This is a genomic window from Streptomyces sp. MMG1533 (genome assembly GCF_001279775.1).
GTDB lineage: Bacteria > Actinomycetota > Actinomycetes > Streptomycetales > Streptomycetaceae > Streptomyces.
In genome coordinates, this window is record NZ_LGDG01000122.1 from 115,401 (window position 1) to 130,813 (window position 15,413).

Annotated in this window: 11 protein-coding genes; 8 read left to right on the plus strand and 3 right to left on the minus strand. The window is 70.6% G+C overall.

All coding sequences use genetic code 11. The annotated features are described in order from the left end of the window. The first annotated feature begins 54 nt into the window (after nt 1-54). Together ADK57_RS13840 and ADK57_RS13845 are read left to right on the plus strand one after the other, a co-directional pair. Complete coding sequence (locus ADK57_RS13840; RefSeq protein WP_053749724.1) at nt 55-1,632, plus strand: phytoene desaturase family protein; 1,578 nt, start codon at nt 55-57, stop codon at nt 1,630-1,632. Between the two features lie 2 nt (nt 1,633-1,634). Continuing rightward, nucleotides 1,635-2,477, plus strand: a complete 843-nt coding sequence (locus ADK57_RS13845) for a class I SAM-dependent methyltransferase (protein WP_078973109.1) — start codon at nt 1,635-1,637, stop codon at nt 2,475-2,477. Between the two features lie 127 nt (nt 2,478-2,604). Here the strand turns inward: ADK57_RS13845 and ADK57_RS13850 are convergent, their stop codons facing one another. Further along, nucleotides 2,605-4,404: a serine hydrolase gene (locus tag ADK57_RS13850; protein WP_053749725.1), complete on the minus strand. Its 1,800-nt coding sequence runs from the start codon at nt 4,402-4,404 to the stop codon at nt 2,605-2,607. 240 nt (nt 4,405-4,644) lie between these two features. Between ADK57_RS13850 and ADK57_RS13855 the strand changes: the two genes are divergently transcribed. The 4 genes from ADK57_RS13855 to ADK57_RS13870 all read left to right on the plus strand — a co-directional run bounded on the left by ADK57_RS13855 (nt 4,645) and on the right by ADK57_RS13870 (nt 10,519). Further along, nucleotides 4,645-5,754: an NAD(P)H-dependent flavin oxidoreductase gene (locus tag ADK57_RS13855; RefSeq protein WP_053749726.1), complete on the plus strand. Its 1,110-nt coding sequence runs from the start codon at nt 4,645-4,647 to the stop codon at nt 5,752-5,754. After that, nucleotides 5,751-7,304: an acyl-CoA synthetase gene (locus ADK57_RS13860; RefSeq protein ID WP_053749727.1), complete on the plus strand. Its 1,554-nt coding sequence runs from the start codon at nt 5,751-5,753 to the stop codon at nt 7,302-7,304. The genes ADK57_RS13855 and ADK57_RS13860 overlap by 4 nt, the downstream gene beginning before the upstream one ends. Nucleotides 7,305-7,524: 220 nt before the next feature. Continuing rightward, on the plus strand, nt 7,525-8,391 hold the full coding sequence (gene sigJ, locus ADK57_RS13865; protein WP_053749728.1) for an RNA polymerase sigma factor SigJ: 867 nt from the start codon (nt 7,525-7,527) through the stop codon (nt 8,389-8,391). A gap of 607 nt (nt 8,392-8,998) precedes the next feature. After that, entirely contained in the window at nt 8,999-10,519 is a 1,521-nt protein-coding gene (locus ADK57_RS13870; protein WP_053749729.1) for an acyl-CoA synthetase, read from the plus strand. On the opposite strand, the gene paaK is transcribed toward ADK57_RS13870, so the two are convergent. Beyond that, nucleotides 10,516-11,829, minus strand: coding sequence for a phenylacetate--CoA ligase PaaK (gene paaK / locus ADK57_RS13875; RefSeq protein WP_053749730.1), 1,314 nt, complete (start codon nt 11,827-11,829; stop codon nt 10,516-10,518). The two genes, ADK57_RS13870 and paaK, sit on opposite strands and share 4 nt — an antisense overlap. Nucleotides 11,830-12,009: 180 nt before the next feature. Between paaK and ADK57_RS13880 the strand changes: the two genes are divergently transcribed. Together ADK57_RS13880 and ADK57_RS51115 are read left to right on the plus strand one after the other, a co-directional pair. After that, nucleotides 12,010-12,873, plus strand: a complete 864-nt coding sequence (locus ADK57_RS13880) for an alpha/beta fold hydrolase (protein WP_053749910.1) — start codon at nt 12,010-12,012, stop codon at nt 12,871-12,873. Between the two features lie 328 nt (nt 12,874-13,201). Continuing rightward, a complete protein-coding gene (locus ADK57_RS51115; protein ID WP_234390168.1) occupies nt 13,202-13,393 on the plus strand; it encodes an alpha/beta fold hydrolase in 192 nt (63 codons plus the stop codon). 4 nt (nt 13,394-13,397) lie between these two features. Here ADK57_RS51115 and ADK57_RS13890 read toward each other — a convergent pair whose 3' ends face one another. Next, the gene (locus ADK57_RS13890) at nt 13,398-15,308 is read right to left on the minus strand and encodes a sulfatase (protein ID WP_053749731.1); all 1,911 of its coding nucleotides are present in this window, start codon (nt 15,306-15,308) and stop codon (nt 13,398-13,400) included. Between the last annotated feature and the right edge of the window lie 105 nt (nt 15,309-15,413).

A 15,413-nucleotide genomic window follows, 5' to 3' on the forward strand; every position in this document is an offset into this window, starting at 1 on the left:
CCCCGACGCGGCCCATCTCTGGCCGATGTGGATCACCCCGTGTTACCAAGAACCATGCCTGCACACGAGGGACACCCGGCACACCGCACGTACGACGCCGTCATCGTCGGCGGCGGCCACAACGGCCTCGTCGCCGCCGCCTACCTGGCCAGGGCCGGACGATCCGTGCTGGTGCTGGAACGGCTGGACCACACGGGCGGCGCCGCCGTCTCCACGCGGCCCTTCGCCGGCGTGGACGCGCGGCTGTCGCGCTACTCCTACCTGGTCAGCCTGCTGCCGAAGAAGATCGTGCGCGACCTCGGCCTGGACTTCCGCGTCCGGACCCGCACCGTCTCGTCGTACACCCCCGTCGAACGGGACGGCCGGCCGACCGGACTCCTGGTCGGCGGCGGCGAGCGACGCACCCGGGAGGCGTTCGCGCGGCTCACCGGCGGCGAGCGCGAGTACGAGGCCTGGCAGCGCTTCTACGGCATGACCGCCCACGTGGCCCAGCGGGTCTTCCCGACCCTCACCGAACCGCTGCCCACCCGCGCCGAACTGCGCGACCGCATCGACGACGAGGACGCCTGGCGGACCCTCTTCGAGGAACCCATCGGGTCGACGATCGAGGATCGCTTCACCGACGACCTGGTGCGGGGCGTGGTCCTCACCGACGCCCTCATCGGAACCTTCGCCGACGCCCACGACCCCGCACTCCCGCAGAACCGCTGCTTCCTCTACCACGTGATCGGCGGCGGCACGGGTGCCTGGGACGTACCCGTCGGCGGCATGGGCGCCCTCACCGACGCGCTCGCCACCGTGGCGCGCGACGCGGGCGCCGTCCTCGCCACCGGGCACGAGGCCGTGCGGATCGACACGGACGGACGTACCGCAGAGATCACCTACCGCACCGCCGACGGGGAGGGCGTCGCCACCGCACGGCACGTCCTCGTCAACGCCTCCCCGCAGGAACTGGCGGCGCTCACCGGCGACGCCCCGCCCACCCCCGCCGAGGGCGCCCAGCTCAAGGTGAACATGCTCCTCACCCGGCTGCCGAGGCTGCGCGACGAGACCGTCGACCCCCGCGAGGCCTTCGCCGGCACCTTCCACATCGCCGAGGGCTACGAGCAACTGGCCACCGCCCACGCCCAGGCCGACGCCGGCGAACTGCCCGCCGCCCCGCCCTCGGAGATCTACTGCCACTCCCTGACCGACCCGACGATCCTCGCCCCGGACCTCGTCGAACAGGGCTACCAGACACTGACCTTGTTCGGCCTGCACACGCCCGCCCGGCTCTTCGACCGGGACAACGACGCCGTACGCGAGGAACTCCTGAAGTCGACGCTCGCACAGCTGGACGCCCACCTCGCCGAGCCCCTCGCCGACTGCCTGGCCACCGACGCCGACGGACGGCCGTGCATCGAGGCGAAGACCCCGCTCGACCTGGAGAGGGACCTCCGACTCCCCGGCGGCAACATCTTCCACCGCGAACTGACCTGGCCGTACGCCCAGGAGGGCACCGGCCGCTGGGGCGTGGAGACCCGCCACCCGAACGTGCTGCTGTGCGGGGCGGGCGCGGTGCGTGGGGGAGGGGTGAGCGGGGTGCCGGGGCACAATGCGGCGATGGCGGTGCTGGAAGGCAGTGACGACTGACGATGTCCGAGTTCTCGGAGTTCTCGGAGTTCGCGGAGCTCTCAGAGTCGTCGCGGTCGTCGCGGTCGTCGCGGTCGTCGGTTCGCGACTTCTACGACCAACTGGCCGCCTCCTACGACCTGATCTTTCCGGACTGGGACGCGAGCATGGCCCGCCAGGCCGAGGCGCTGAACGGACTCGTCCGCCGACGGCTGGGCGAAGGTCCGCAGGCGATCCTGGACTGCTCCTGTGGAATCGGCACCCAGGCGATCGGGCTGGCACTGTCCGGACACCGGGTCGTGGGCAGTGATCTGAGCCCTGCCGCCGCGTCCCGGGCCGCGGTCGAGGCCGCGGCCCGTGGCGTCCGTCTTCCTGCGGCCGCCGCGGACATGCGTGGGCTTCCCTTCCGGGCCGCCGCCTTCGACGTCGTGGTCTGTGCCGACAACTCGCTTCCGCACCTGCTCTCGACGCACGACGTCGGGGCGGCCCTGCGCGGCATGCGGCGGGTGCTGCGCGACGACGGACTCCTGATCATCAGTGTCCGGGACTACGACGAAGCGCGCCGGACCCGGCCGACGTCCGCCCCTCCCCAGGTCTCCCGGACCGCCGACGGCCGAGCGATCGCCTTCCAGCTGTGGCACTGGCACGACGACGGCGAACGATACGACCTCGAACACTTCCAGCTCGTTCCCGCCGGAAGCGGATGGGACGTCCGCGTCCGCCGGACCACCTACTGGGCACTGACCCGGCACCAGTTGACGGACGCGGTTGGGGGCGCCGGCTTCACCGACATCACCTGGCACACGCCGGAGACCAGCGGCTTCTACCAGCCCGTCCTCACGGCAAGGCCGCTCAGGCCCGCATAACACCGTCCACCCTGAGTCCGGTCCGGTGACGTAGGACGCGCGGTCGCTCAGCAGCCACGCCACGGCCTGGGCGACCTCGTCCGGGGCGGCGGACCGGCCAGCAGGGGCTGGGCGTTGAGCGGAGCCGTCAGTCCGCGGACGCCGTCCAGCCGATCGGCGCGATCCGCGCCGCGTCCGCCGGCCGTGCCTCGTCGAAGAGGACACCGTCGGCCGTCTCGACGCGCAGCCCGTCGACATAGGCACCCCGTCCGACGTACAGCCGGTCGGTCGCGTACCGCCAGCGCAGGCCCAGTTGCCGGGTGGCCGGAAGCTCGGCCGCGAGCCGGTGCCAGACGCGGCCGGACCAGCCCGTGACCGTGCCCGCCCGGTGCTCCTGCGGCCGGTCGCCGTGGCGCGTGGTCGTGAACGGGACGGGCTGCCAGGTCGTGCCGCCGTCCGTCGTGGCCTCCAGGGCGAGGACATCGGCCTGGGGCTCGGTGTCCCACCACAGCGCGCAGTGCAGCCGGGCGCCGCCGGAGGACGTGTCGAGCGAGGGCAGTGCGAGGGTGGCGGCGGTGGAGCTCGCCATACCGGAGAACCAGGCGGTACGCCCGTACGCGGGGCGGACCGGCACGGCGCGCGCCAGGTTGTTCCCCGCGGCCACCCGGGGAGCGGAACCGGAGCGCCAACTGCGCACCGGATGAACGGAGTTGCCGAGCACGACGAGGAAGGAGTCGGTCGTCGGGTCGAGCACCAGCGAGGTGCCCGTGAACCCGGTGTGCCCCGCCGTGCGCGGTGTGGCCATCGCACCCATGTACCAGTGCTGGTAGAGCTCGAAGCCGAGACCGTGCTCGTCGCCGGGGAAGGCGGTGTTGAAGTCGGTGAACATCAGCTCCACCGACTCCGGCCGCAGGATACGGACCCGGCCGTAGGCGCCGCCGTTGAGCAGCGTCCGGCCCAGGACGGCAAGGTCCCACGCGCGGGAGAACACACCGGCGTGGCCTGCCACACCGCCGAGGCTGAAGGCGTTCTCGTCGTGCACCTCGCCCCAGACGAGTCCCCTTTCGAGCCCGGACCAGGGCCTCCGCGCGTCCTCCGTGGCGGCGATCTTCGGCTTCCAGGAGGCGGGCGGGTTGTAGCGGGTGTGGTGCAGGCCGAGCGGGGCGGTGACCTCGTCGTGGAGAAGTGTGTCCAGCGGGCGCCCCGTGACCTCCTCCAGCACCAGCTGGAGCGAGATCAGGTTCAGGTCCGAGTAGAGGTACGCGGAGCCGGGCGGGTTGAGCGGCGCCTCCTTCCAGATGAGCTGGAGCTTCTCCTCGTAGGTCGGGGCGTTGTACAGCGGGATCCAGGCACGGAAACCCGAAGTGTGGGTGAGGAGCTGACGGATCGTGATGTCCTGCTTGCCCGCCCCGCCGAACTCCGGGAGGTACGCGGCGACCTTCTCCTCCAGCTCCAGCGCGCCCCGTTCGATCTGCTGCACGGCGAGGATCGACGTGAAGAGCTTCGACACCGAGGCGAGGTCGAAGACCGTGTCCTCGGCCATGGGGATCTGCCGGTCGGCCGGGAACTCGACGCCGGTGTCCGTCTTCTCGTCGTACGCCTGGTAGCGCACCGCCATGCCGATCGGCTGATGCAGGGCCACCGTGCCCCCGCGGCCGGCGAGCAGCACGGCGCCCGCGTACCAGGGGTGCTTGGGGGAGGGGGCGAGGAACGCCCGGGCGTCGGTGACGAGTTGACGCAGGTGGGCGGCGAGGAGGCCGGCGCGCTCGGCTGAGCCGTGGTGCAGGGTGCGGTGCGCGGTCGTCGGGGCGGCGGACGCCGGGCCCGCGGGGAAGGGGGCGATGGCGAGGGCGCCGCCCAAGGCCAGGGCACGTCTGCCCAGTTGGCGACGAGTGGGACCGCGTCCTTCCCGCCCGTCCGGCGCTCTGCCCGCCGCGTCTTCCGTCATGGGTGAACCTCCCGCTGCCTGAAAGTATCTTTCCGGGATCACCTTGCGCTGTGAAACTTTCGTGTCAGGTGCGCGGTGTGTCAACGGGGCGGGCGGCCATCCGTATGGCCATCTGTGCGGGCGTCCGTGTGGCCATCCGTACGGGGCGTCCGTGCGGCCATCCGTGCGGGGCGTCCAGAAAACTGACGGAGCATCAGAAATACTCTTCCGTCGTCCGGAGGACTGCGGCATCCTGCGCCCATGCAGACGGAGCTGAGCAAGACACTGGGAGTCGAGCACGCCGTCTTCGGCTTCACGCCGTTCCCCGCCGTCGCCGCGGCCATCAGCCGGGCCGGCGGCTTCGGAGTGCTCGGCGCGGTCCGCTACACGGCACCCGACGACCTCAAACGCGACCTCGACTGGATCGAGGCCCATGTCGACGGGAAGCCGTACGGCCTGGATGTCGTCATGCCCGCGAAGAAGGTGGAAGGGGTCACTGAGGCCGACGTAGAGGCGATGATTCCCGAGGGACACCGGCAGTTCGTCCAGGACACCCTCGCCAAGCACGGCGTCCCCGAACTCGCCGCGGGCGAGGCCTCCGGCTGGCGCATCACCGGGTGGATGGAGCAGGTCGCCCGCAACCAGCTCGACGTCGCCTTCGACTATCCGATACGGCTGCTCGCCAACGCCCTCGGCTCACCTCCCGCCGACGTGGTCGCCCGCGCCCACGACCAGGACGTGCTCGTCGCCGCGCTCGCCGGCAGCGCCCGGCACGCCCGCAAACACGCGGAGGCGGGCATCGACGTCGTCGTCGCCCAGGGCTACGAGGCCGGTGGCCACACCGGCGAGATCGCCTCCATGGTGCTCACGCCCGAGGTCGTCGAGGCCGTCGATCCCCTGCCCGTGCTGGCCGCCGGCGGGATCGGAAGCGGTCAGCAGGTGGCGGCCGCACTGGCACTCGGCGCCCAGGGTGTGTGGCTGGGCTCCATATGGCTGACCACCACGGAAGCCGACATGCACTCGCCCGCCCTGACCCGGAAGCTGCTCGCCGCCGGTTCCGGGGACACGGTCCGCTCCCGCGCCCTCACCGGGAAACCGGCCCGACAGCTGCGCACCGAATGGACCGACGCCTGGGACGACCCGGACGGACCCGGCACCCTCCCCATGCCCCTTCAGGGACTGCTCGTCGCCGAGGCCGTCTCGCGCATCCAGAAGTACGAGGTCGGGCCGCTGCTGGGCACGCCCGTCGGTCAGATCGTCGGCCGGATGACCAGTGAACGCAGCGTCCAGGCCGTCTTCGACGACCTGACCCGCGGCTTCGAGCGGGCCGTCGACCGCATCAACCTCATCGCCGGAAGGAGCGGCAAGTGACGAGCACACCTCCCGCGGGCTTCTGGGCCCAGGCCACCCAAGACCCCTCACGCCAGGTCCTCGTCGCCCCGGACGGCGAGCAGTGGACCGCCGGACGCCTGCACGCCGCCGCCAACCGGCTCGTCCACGGCCTGCGCGCGGCCGGGCTGGAGCGCGGCGACGCCTTCGCCGTCGTCCTGCCCAACGGGGTCGAGTTCTTCACCGCGTACCTCGCCGCCTCCCAGGCCGGGTTCTACCTCGTCCCCGTCAACCACCACCTCGTCGGCCCCGAGATCGCATGGATCGTCGCCGACTCCGGCGCCAAGGTGCTCCTCGCCCACGAACGGTTCGCCGGCCCCGCCCGCCACGCCGCCGACGAGGCCGCACTCCCGGCCACCCACCGGTACGCCGTCGGCACGGTCGAGGGCTTCAGGCCGTACGCCGAACTCCTGGACGGGCAACCGGAGTCGCCGCCCGCCGACCGCACCCTCGGCTGGGTCATGAACTACACCTCGGGCACCACCGGCCGCCCGCGCGGCATCCGGCGCCCCCTGCCGGGCAAGCTCCCCGAGGAGGCGTACCTCGGCGGTTTCCTCGGCATCTTCGGCATCCGGCCGTTCGACGACAACGTGCACCTCGTCTGTTCGCCGCTCTACCACACGGCCGTTCTCCAGTTCGCCGGCGCGTCCCTGCACATCGGCCACCGCCTGGTCCTGATGGACAAGTGGACGCCCGAGGACATGCTCCGCCGCATCGACACCCACAAGTGCACGCACACACATATGGTCCCGACACAGTTCCACCGTCTGCTGGCCCTCCCGGACGACATCAAGGCACGCTACGACGTGTCGTCCATGCGGCATGCCATCCACGGTGCCGCCCCCTGCCCCGACCACGTCAAACGGGCCATGATCGACTGGTGGGGCCACTGTGTGGAGGAGTACTACGCGGCCAGCGAGGGCGGTGGTGCCTTCGCGACCGCCGAGGACTGGCTGAAGAAGCCCGGCACCGTCGGCAAGGCCTGGCCCATCAGCGAACTCGCGATCTTCGACGACGAGGGCAACCGGCTGCCGCCCGGCGAACTCGGCACGGTCTACCTGAAGATGAACACCGGCGGCTTCTCCTACCACAAGGACGAGGCCAAGACGCGGAAGAACCGCATCGGCGACTTCTTCACCGTCGGCGATCTCGGTCTCCTCGACGAGGACGGCTATCTCTTCCTCCGCGACCGCAAGATAGACATGATCATCTCGGGCGGGGTCAACATCTACCCGGCCGAGATCGAGTCCGCCCTGCTCGCCCACCCCGCCGTCGCCGACGCCGCCGCCTTCGGCATCCCGCACGACGACTGGGGCGAGGAGGTCAAGGCCGTCGTCGAACCCGCCCCCGGCTTCGAGCCGGGCCCCGCCCTCGCCGCGGCGCTCCTCGACCACTGTGGCGAGCAACTCGCCGGGTACAAGCGGCCCAAGAGCCTCGACTTCATCGCGGAGATGCCACGGGACCCCAACGGCAAGCTGTACAAGCGGCGGTTGCGGGATCCGTACTGGGAGGGGCGTACGCGCCCCCTCTGACCGGCGTGACCTTCCCAAGCCGAGCTGCGCCGCGGACGGATCCCTCGTCCGGCAGGTCGCCATCATGAACCGCGTGCGCGGGGCGGACCGCGCACGCCGCCCTCACTCCCGAACCGGCGCCCCCGTTACGCCGAGTGGCGCGACGGGGACGCGGCGGAGTTGACTGGGCACCCACACCGATGGCGACCACCGCACCGAACGACTGGGAAGGACACGGAAATTGGATACCCCGGAGCCGGCGACCGAGCAGTTCGCGACCCATCGCCCCCTGCTGCTCGGACTCGCCTATCGGCTGCTGGGCAGCATGGGAGACGCCGAAGACGTCGTCCAGGCCGCCGACCTGCGGTGGACCGGCACCGACCGGGTCCAGATCCGTGATCCCCGGCCCTTCCTCGTCACCGTCGTCGCACGGCTCGCCCTCGACCGGCTCAAGTCGGCCAGGACGACCCGTGAGACGTACACCGGGCCCTGGCTGCCCGACCCCGTGGCCACCGACGCGCTCGGTCCGCTGGGCACGCCCGAACTGCTGGGCACCGTCGCATATGCCACCGTCCACCTGATGGAGCGTCTGTCACCCCAGGAACGCGCGGCATTTGTGCTACGGGAGACCTTCGGACTCCCGTACGGCGAGATCGCCCGCATCCTCGACGCCACCGAGACGAACTGCCGTCAGATGCATCTGCGCGCCGGCCGCCGGCTCGCCGCCGGACGGGACCGGTTCGCGCTCTCCGAGGAGGACCACGCCAAGCTGCTGGCGCGGTTCCTGGAGGCCGCGCCGAGCGGCGAGCGGGCCCGGCTGACCCCGCTGCTGACCGAGGAGGTCGTCGCCTGGAACGACGGCGGCGGCAAGGTCCGGGCGGCCCTGTGGCCCATCGAGGGCCGCGAGCAGGTCATCGCCTTCGCCGCCGACCTGGTCGCCCGCTACCCCCTCGGCACACCACGCCGCGTGGACGTGAACGGCCGTCCCGCCCTCGCGATCACAGTCGACGGCATCCACCAGCTCGTCACGATCGACGTGCGTGACGGCCGTATCGACGGCATCTACGTGGTCCTCAACCCGGACAAGCTCGGCCACATCACAACCTGACGGGGAGTGTGGTCCCGCCCCATGTGGGACGGGACCACATGACCAGCGCTCGCGTACGAGGACGATCCGCGGCGCCGGCCCGGCGAGCAGCCTCTCCACCGTGCCCGCCTCCGCCCCCGGCGGAATCAGAGGCCGCCGGAGAGGTTCTTCGCGGCCGAGGCGAGCGAGAAGTCGGACGCCGCGTCGGGCCCGAAGGAAGCGGGAGCGTTCGCCGCGGACGGTCACGAAGCCTTCGGTGAGCGTGTACACCCGGTCGGGGGCCTGCGCCCACCCGTGCCGAAGCCGAGATTCGCGTGGTCCTTCGCGACGATGTGCGCAATGCCGTACTCGGTGTGGCGGACGGCGGCGGACAGCCCTCCGGGGGACGGGGTATTCCTGTCGTTCCCGGCTCTGTGCGACGGCCTCCGGCAGTGCGGTGGCGGCGGCGAGAAGGGTGACGGCCGCGACAGCGGTTCGTCTGCGGCGGGTGCGCCTCGTGCCTCCCAACGTCATTGAGGGAAGCAATGGTTGAGCGTACTGGCAGGCATGCGCCCTGAGCCCCGGTGCGGACATGGCCCTGAGTCCGGGTGCTTGACCTCCCTCTTCCGCGGAACGAGGATCATGTGTCATGACGCCAGGACACGGCAGCACGGTTGACGGGGTGCTGCGACGAAGCGCCCGACGCACCCCCGCGCGGGTCGCGGTGGAGTACGGCGACCGATCCTGGACGTACGAGGAACTCGACGAGGCCGTGTCCCGCGCGGCGAGCCTCCTGCTCGGCCAGGGCCTGGACCCCGGTGACCGGGTCGGCGCCTACGGGCACAACTCCGACGCCTATCTGATCGGCTTCCTCGCCTGCGCCCGCGCGGGCCTCGTGCACGTTCCGGTCAACCAGAACCTCACCGGCGACGACCTCGCGTACCTCGTCGGCCAGTCCGGCAGCTCCCTGGTCCTCACCGACCCCGACCTGTCCGCACAACTCCCCGACGGAGTCCGTGCGTTGCCCCTGCGCGACGCCGAGGACTCCCTGCTGGCGCGGCTTGCCACGACACCCGCGTACGACGGTCCCGAACCGCGCAGCGAGGACCTGGTGCAGCTGCTGTACACCTCCGGGACGACGGCCCTGCCCAAGGGCGCGATGATGACGCACCGCGCCCTGGTGCACGAGTACCTGAGCGCCATCACCGCCCTCGACCTCAGCGCGGGCGACCGGCCGGTGCACTCGCTGCCGCTGTACCACTCGGCACAGATGCATGTGTTCCTGCTGCCGTACCTCGCGGTCGGGGCCACCAACGTCATCCTCGACGCGCCCGACGGCGACCGCCTCCTCGACCTGGTCGAGACCGGCCGCGCGGACAGCCTGTTCGCCCCGCCCACGGTGTGGATCGGCCTGACGCGGCGTGCGGACTTCTCGACTCGTGACCTGAGCGGACTGCGCAAGGCGTACTACGGCGCGTCGATCATGCCGGTGCCCGTGCTGGAGGGCCTGCGCGAACGGCTCCCGAAACTCGCCTTCTACAACTGCTTCGGGCAGAGCGAGATCGGACCGCTGGCCACCGTCCTGGCACCCGATGAGCACAAGGGGCGCATGGACTCCTGCGGCCGGCCCGTCCTGTTCGTGGACGCCAAGGTGGTCGACGAGGACGGCAAGGACGTGCCCGACGGCACACCCGGCGAAATCGTCTACCGCTCCCCGCAGTTGTGCGAGGGCTACTGGGACAAGCCCGAGGAGACGGCCGAGGCCTTCCGCGACGGCTGGTTCCGCTCCGGCGACCTCGCGGTGCGCGACGCCCACGGCTACTTCACGATCGTCGACCGGGTGAAGGACGTCATCAACTCCGGTGGCGTACTGGTCGCTTCACGCCAGGTCGAGGACGCGCTGTACACGCACGAAGCCGTCGTCGAAGTCGCCGTCATCGGGCTGCCCGACGAGCGGTGGATCGAGGCCGTCACGGCCGTTGTCGTCCCGCGCGGCGAGGTCGACGAGGCCGAACTCATCGAGCACGCACGCGAGAAGCTCGCCCACTTCAAGGCACCGAAGCGGGTGGTGTTCGTGGACGAGCTGCCGCGCAACGCCAGCGGGAAGATCCTCAAGAGGGAGCTGCGGGACCGGTTCGGGGACGCCCAGGCCCCCTCCGGCAGGGGTTAGCGGGGCCGAAGGTCCACGATCCGCCGGATCTTGCCCACGGACCGCTCCAACGACTCCGGATCGACGATCTCGACGGCGACGGACACCCCGATACCGTCCTTCACGGCCGCCGTGATGGCCTCCGCGGCCGTCTCCCGGTCCTCGGGCGAGGCATCGGGCCGGGCCTCCGCCCGCACGGTGAGGGCGTCGAGTCGGCCCTCGCGGGTGAGCCGGAGCTGGAAGTGGGGCGCGACCCCCGGTGTGCGCAGCACGATCTCCTCGATCTGGGTCGGGAAGAGGTTCACGCCGCGCAGGATCACCAAGTCGTCGCTGCGGCCGGTGACCTTCTCCATCCGCCGGAACACCCGGGCCGTGCCCGGCAGCAGCCGCGTCAGGTCCCGCGTCCGGTACCGGACGACCGGCATCGCCTCCTTGGTGAGCGAGGTGAAGACCAGCTCCCCCCGCTCGCCGTCCGGCAGCACCTCACCGGTGATCGGGTCGACGACCTCGGGGAAGAAGTGGTCCTCCCACACGTGCAGCCCGTCCTTGGTCTCCACACACTCCTGCGCGACCCCCGGGCCCATCACCTCCGACAGCCCGTATATGTCGACCGCGTCGATCGCGAACCGCTCCTCGATCTCCTGCCGCATCCGCTCGGTCCAGGGCTCGGCCCCGAAGACGCCCACCCGCAGGGACGTGCCGCGAGGGTCGACGCCCTGCCGTTCGAACTCGTCGAGGATCGTCAGCATGTACGACGGAGTCACCATGATGATCTCGGGCCCGAGATCCTGGATCAGCTGGACCTGGCGGGCAGTCATACCGCCGGACGCGGGGATGACCGTACAACCGAGCCGTTCGGCCCCGTAGTGCGCGCCGAGTCCTCCGGTGAACAGCCCGTATCCGTACGCCACATGGACCTTGTCCCCGGGCCGCCCGCCCGCCGCACGGAGGGAACGCGCCACCATGTCGGCCCACAGGGAGAGGTCTCCCTCGGTGTAACCGACGACGGTCGGGCGTCCGGTGGTGCCGCTGGACGCGTGAATGCGCCGGATCCGGTCCTGGGGCACGGCGAACATCCCGTACGGATAGTTCTCGCGCAGGTCCGCCTTGGTCGTGAACGGGAAACGGGCCAGGTCGGCGAGGGAGCGGCAGTCCTCCGGACGGACACCGGCCTTGTCGAAGGACTCCCGGTAGAACGGCACGTTGTCGTACGCATGCCGCAGCGACCTCCGCAACCGCTCCAACTGCAGCGCCCGCAAACCCGCTTCGTCGAGCCGCTCTCCCGAGTCGAACAGTTCCGTCGAGTCGAACCGGTCCGTCGCATCCACCATCGGCACCTCACCCTCACCAAGCACGACAATCCAGGCGACCGATCATTCGGTCGAGGTGTTCGGGATCAGTAATCCAGGCCTTCTGGGCGTGGGCAAGGTGTCTGCTTGCATTTTCTCCGCGTGTCTCCGGGTCGGACAACTCCGTTGCGGGTGCGGCGGGCGGTCGCCATGATCGGCGCCATGCCGACTTTCGCCGCGCCCGACGGGACCGAGCTCGCCTACCACGTCCGGGGCGAGGGAGCTCCGCTCGTGGTGCTGCCCGGGGGGCCGATGCGGGCCTCCGCCTATCTCGGGGATCTGGGGGGACTTGCCGTCCGTCGTCGGCTGGTGCTGCTCGATCTGCGGGGGACCGGCGACTCCGCGGTGCCGGCGGATCCGGCCACGTACCGGTGCGACCGGCTCGTGGACGACGTGGAGGCGTTGCGGGCCCACATGGGCCTGGCGCACATGGATCTCCTCGGGCACTCGGCCGGTGGCAGTCTCGCCATGTTGTACGCGGCCCGGTACCCGGAGCGAGTGGGGCGGCTGGTGCTGGTCACCGCGACGCCCTGGGCGTTGGGCATGCCGGCGACGGGCGCGGACCGGCTGGCGGCGGCGCGGCTGCGTAAGGGGGAACCCTGGTTCGAGGAGGCTTTTTCGAAGTTCGAGGCCTGGGCGACGGGTGCAGGTGATTTCGACCCGGCGCTCGCGCCCTTCTTCTACGGTCGCTGGGACGAGGTGGCCAGGGAACACGAAGCCCGCGCGGACAAGCAGTTCAACGACGAGGCCACCGATGTGTACGGCTCCGAGGGCGCCTACGACCCGCCCGCGACCCGGGCCGCCCTCACGCGCCTGGCCCAGCCCGTCCTCGTCCTCGCCGGTGAACTCGACGGCGGCCCGCGGCCCGACCTCGCCCGCCGAGCCGCCGAGGTGTTCCCGAACGCCGAGTTCGCGGTGCAGCCCGGTGCCGGGCACTACCCCTGGCTGGACGATCCGGAGTGGTTCGTACGGCGTACCGTCGCGTTCCTGGACAAGGACGGGGCCCCTCTGCCCTCGGCAGATTAGCCGTGTGATCCGGCGCCGCTCCGGTTGCTTTGCCGGGCATGGACACCGTCGAGCCAACGGCATCACCCTCGCGTACCGCGCCTGGGGCCCCGGCACCGCGCCGCCCGTCCTCCTGCTGCACTGCTGCCGCGGAGCCGACGGCGCGGACTGGACGCGGATCACAGAACGGCTCGCCGAGGGTCCGCGTCCGCGCCGCGTGTACGCGCCCGATCTTGCGCGGGCACGGGCACAGCGACCGGCCCGGCACGGAACCGGGTGCCGGACCCGAGGCGTACGCGTACGAGGCGACGCACAGCGGAACGCCCCCGATCCTGTGTGGTGGGACCACATGGGGCGGATCACCATGCCCACCCTGCTCATCGGGGCCGGTCCGACCAGCCCGATACCGCAGGGCCAGGTCACCGCGTTCGCCGGACCGCTCCCCGACGTGCGCCTCGCGACCGTCGGCGGCGGTCATCCGGTCCACGAGACCAGGCCGAAGGAGTTCCTGGCCGCCATGGAGGCATTCCTGGCGGCGTGAGACCTCACTTGCCGTAAGCCGTCATGAAGCGGTCGCGGAACTTGTCCATACCCCATTCCGGTGCGTTGCCGGCGGGCTTGAGGCCCTCGGTCCAGCCCCAGTCGGAGATCTTGTCGAGTACCTTCTGGTCGCGGGCCACGATCGTGATCGGCACGTCCTTGCCGGTGTCGCCCGCGGTGACGGTCGGGACGGGCTGGTGGTCGCCGAGGAAGACGAGGACGGTGTCGTCGTCGCCGTAGCGCTGGACCCACTCGGTCAGGCTGTCCAGGGAATACTGGACGGCCTTCCGGTACTCGGTGCGCACGCGCTTCGGGTCCTTCCAGACCTCTGTGGGGTTCGTGCCCTCCTTCTTGATCCGGTCGAAGACCGAACCGTCACCCAGGTCCTCCCAGTCGATCATGTGGGCGATGGGGGACCAGGGGTTGTGGCTGGAGGCGAGGATGATCTCGGCCATGATCGGGTCACGGTTCTTCTTGCCGTGCTCCAGGCGTTCGAACGCCTCCATGCTGAACTGGTCGGGCACGGGCGTCCAGCTGAAGTAGGGGCCCTGGTAGCCGAGGTGCTCGGAGTCGTAGATGTTGTCGAGACCGAAGTACTTGCCCTCGGGCCAGGCCTTCCGGACGCCCGGGACGATGCCGACCGTGCGCCAGGCACCGGTCTTCTGGAAGTAGCTGGTGAGGGTCGCACGGTCGCCGGTGGTCAGACTCCGGTACCGCTGCTGGTTCTTGACCCACAGGCCGGACAGGAACGTCGAGTGGGCGAGCCAGCTGCCGGCGCCCGTCACCGGCGACTTGAGCCAGGCGCTGCGCGATGCGAACCCGGCCGCCTTGAGCCTGTTCGTGCCCTCCTTGAGGGTCGCGCCCATCTCCGGTGCCATCGCCGGGTCGTCGATCGCGACACGGCCGTAGCTCTCGATGAAGGTGAACAGGACGTCCTTGCCGCGCAGTCCGGTCAGCAACTGGTCGGGCGGGGTGTCGGCGAAGGCGTCGACGGCGGCCTGCTTCTTGAAGACCTGGGCGTCCCCGAGACCGTCGCGCACCTGCTGCACACGGTTGGCGAGGTACTCGGTGTTGCCCTTGGTGGCGACCGAGACACCGCTGAACTGCACGCCCAGAGTGAAGCAGGTGATCCATGCGGTGCCGAGGACGAGGGTGGTGCGGACGGCCACGGGTCGGTTCCGGGTCATGACGTTCGTCAGCCGCACCACGGCGAGCGTGCTCAGCGCGAGCACGGCGATGAGCAGGACGATCACCCCGGTCACCGCGAGCACCTGACCTGAGCGGCCGAACGACTCCCTGACGAAGTCCGTTGCGTCGTCCAGCAGAATCCAGTCGAAGACCAGGTCGAACGGCCGGGCCAGGAACTGGTAGAAGCCGATGTCGAGGAACTTCAGGGCGGTGAACAGTCCGAGGAACACCCCCGAGACGACGGTCGCGATCCGCCGTGGCTTCGGAGGCAGCGCGAGCAGCAGGACCGCCAGCAGGATGCCCTCGACGGGGATGCGGAGGAACGCCTCGGCGTTGAGCCGGTCGAGGCGGTTGGGTACGAGGAGTGTGAAGAGGACGAACGCGCCGGCCAGGACGGTCGTCCCCACCGTCACGCCGCGTGCGGTGCGGGGGTAGCGACGGCGCCAGCCGAACCAGCCGGGTGACGGGGAGCCTGGCGGTTCGACGGGGTCGGTCGTCTCCCCGACGACTTCCTCTTCCGTCTCCTCCGCCTCTTCCGTCTTTCCGGTCTCCTCTGCCGCTCTCGTCTTCTCCGCCCCTCCGGTCTTCTCCGCCCCTCCGGTCCTCTCCGCCCTTCCGCTCTCCTCCGCCGCTCTCGTCTCCTCTGCCGTGACGGCGACGTTGTCGCCGTCCGTGCCCGCCTCGCTCTCGGTGTCCGGCAGTTGACGAGAGCGAGTGAAGAGCGACACCCGGGGGTCCTTCCGTGCGGTTCGTGCGGTCTTGCGCTGGCATGGCAAACATGGCCCGAGGACCGAGCTTGCCATCACCAGTACGTCCGCACGCCACCTTCGGTT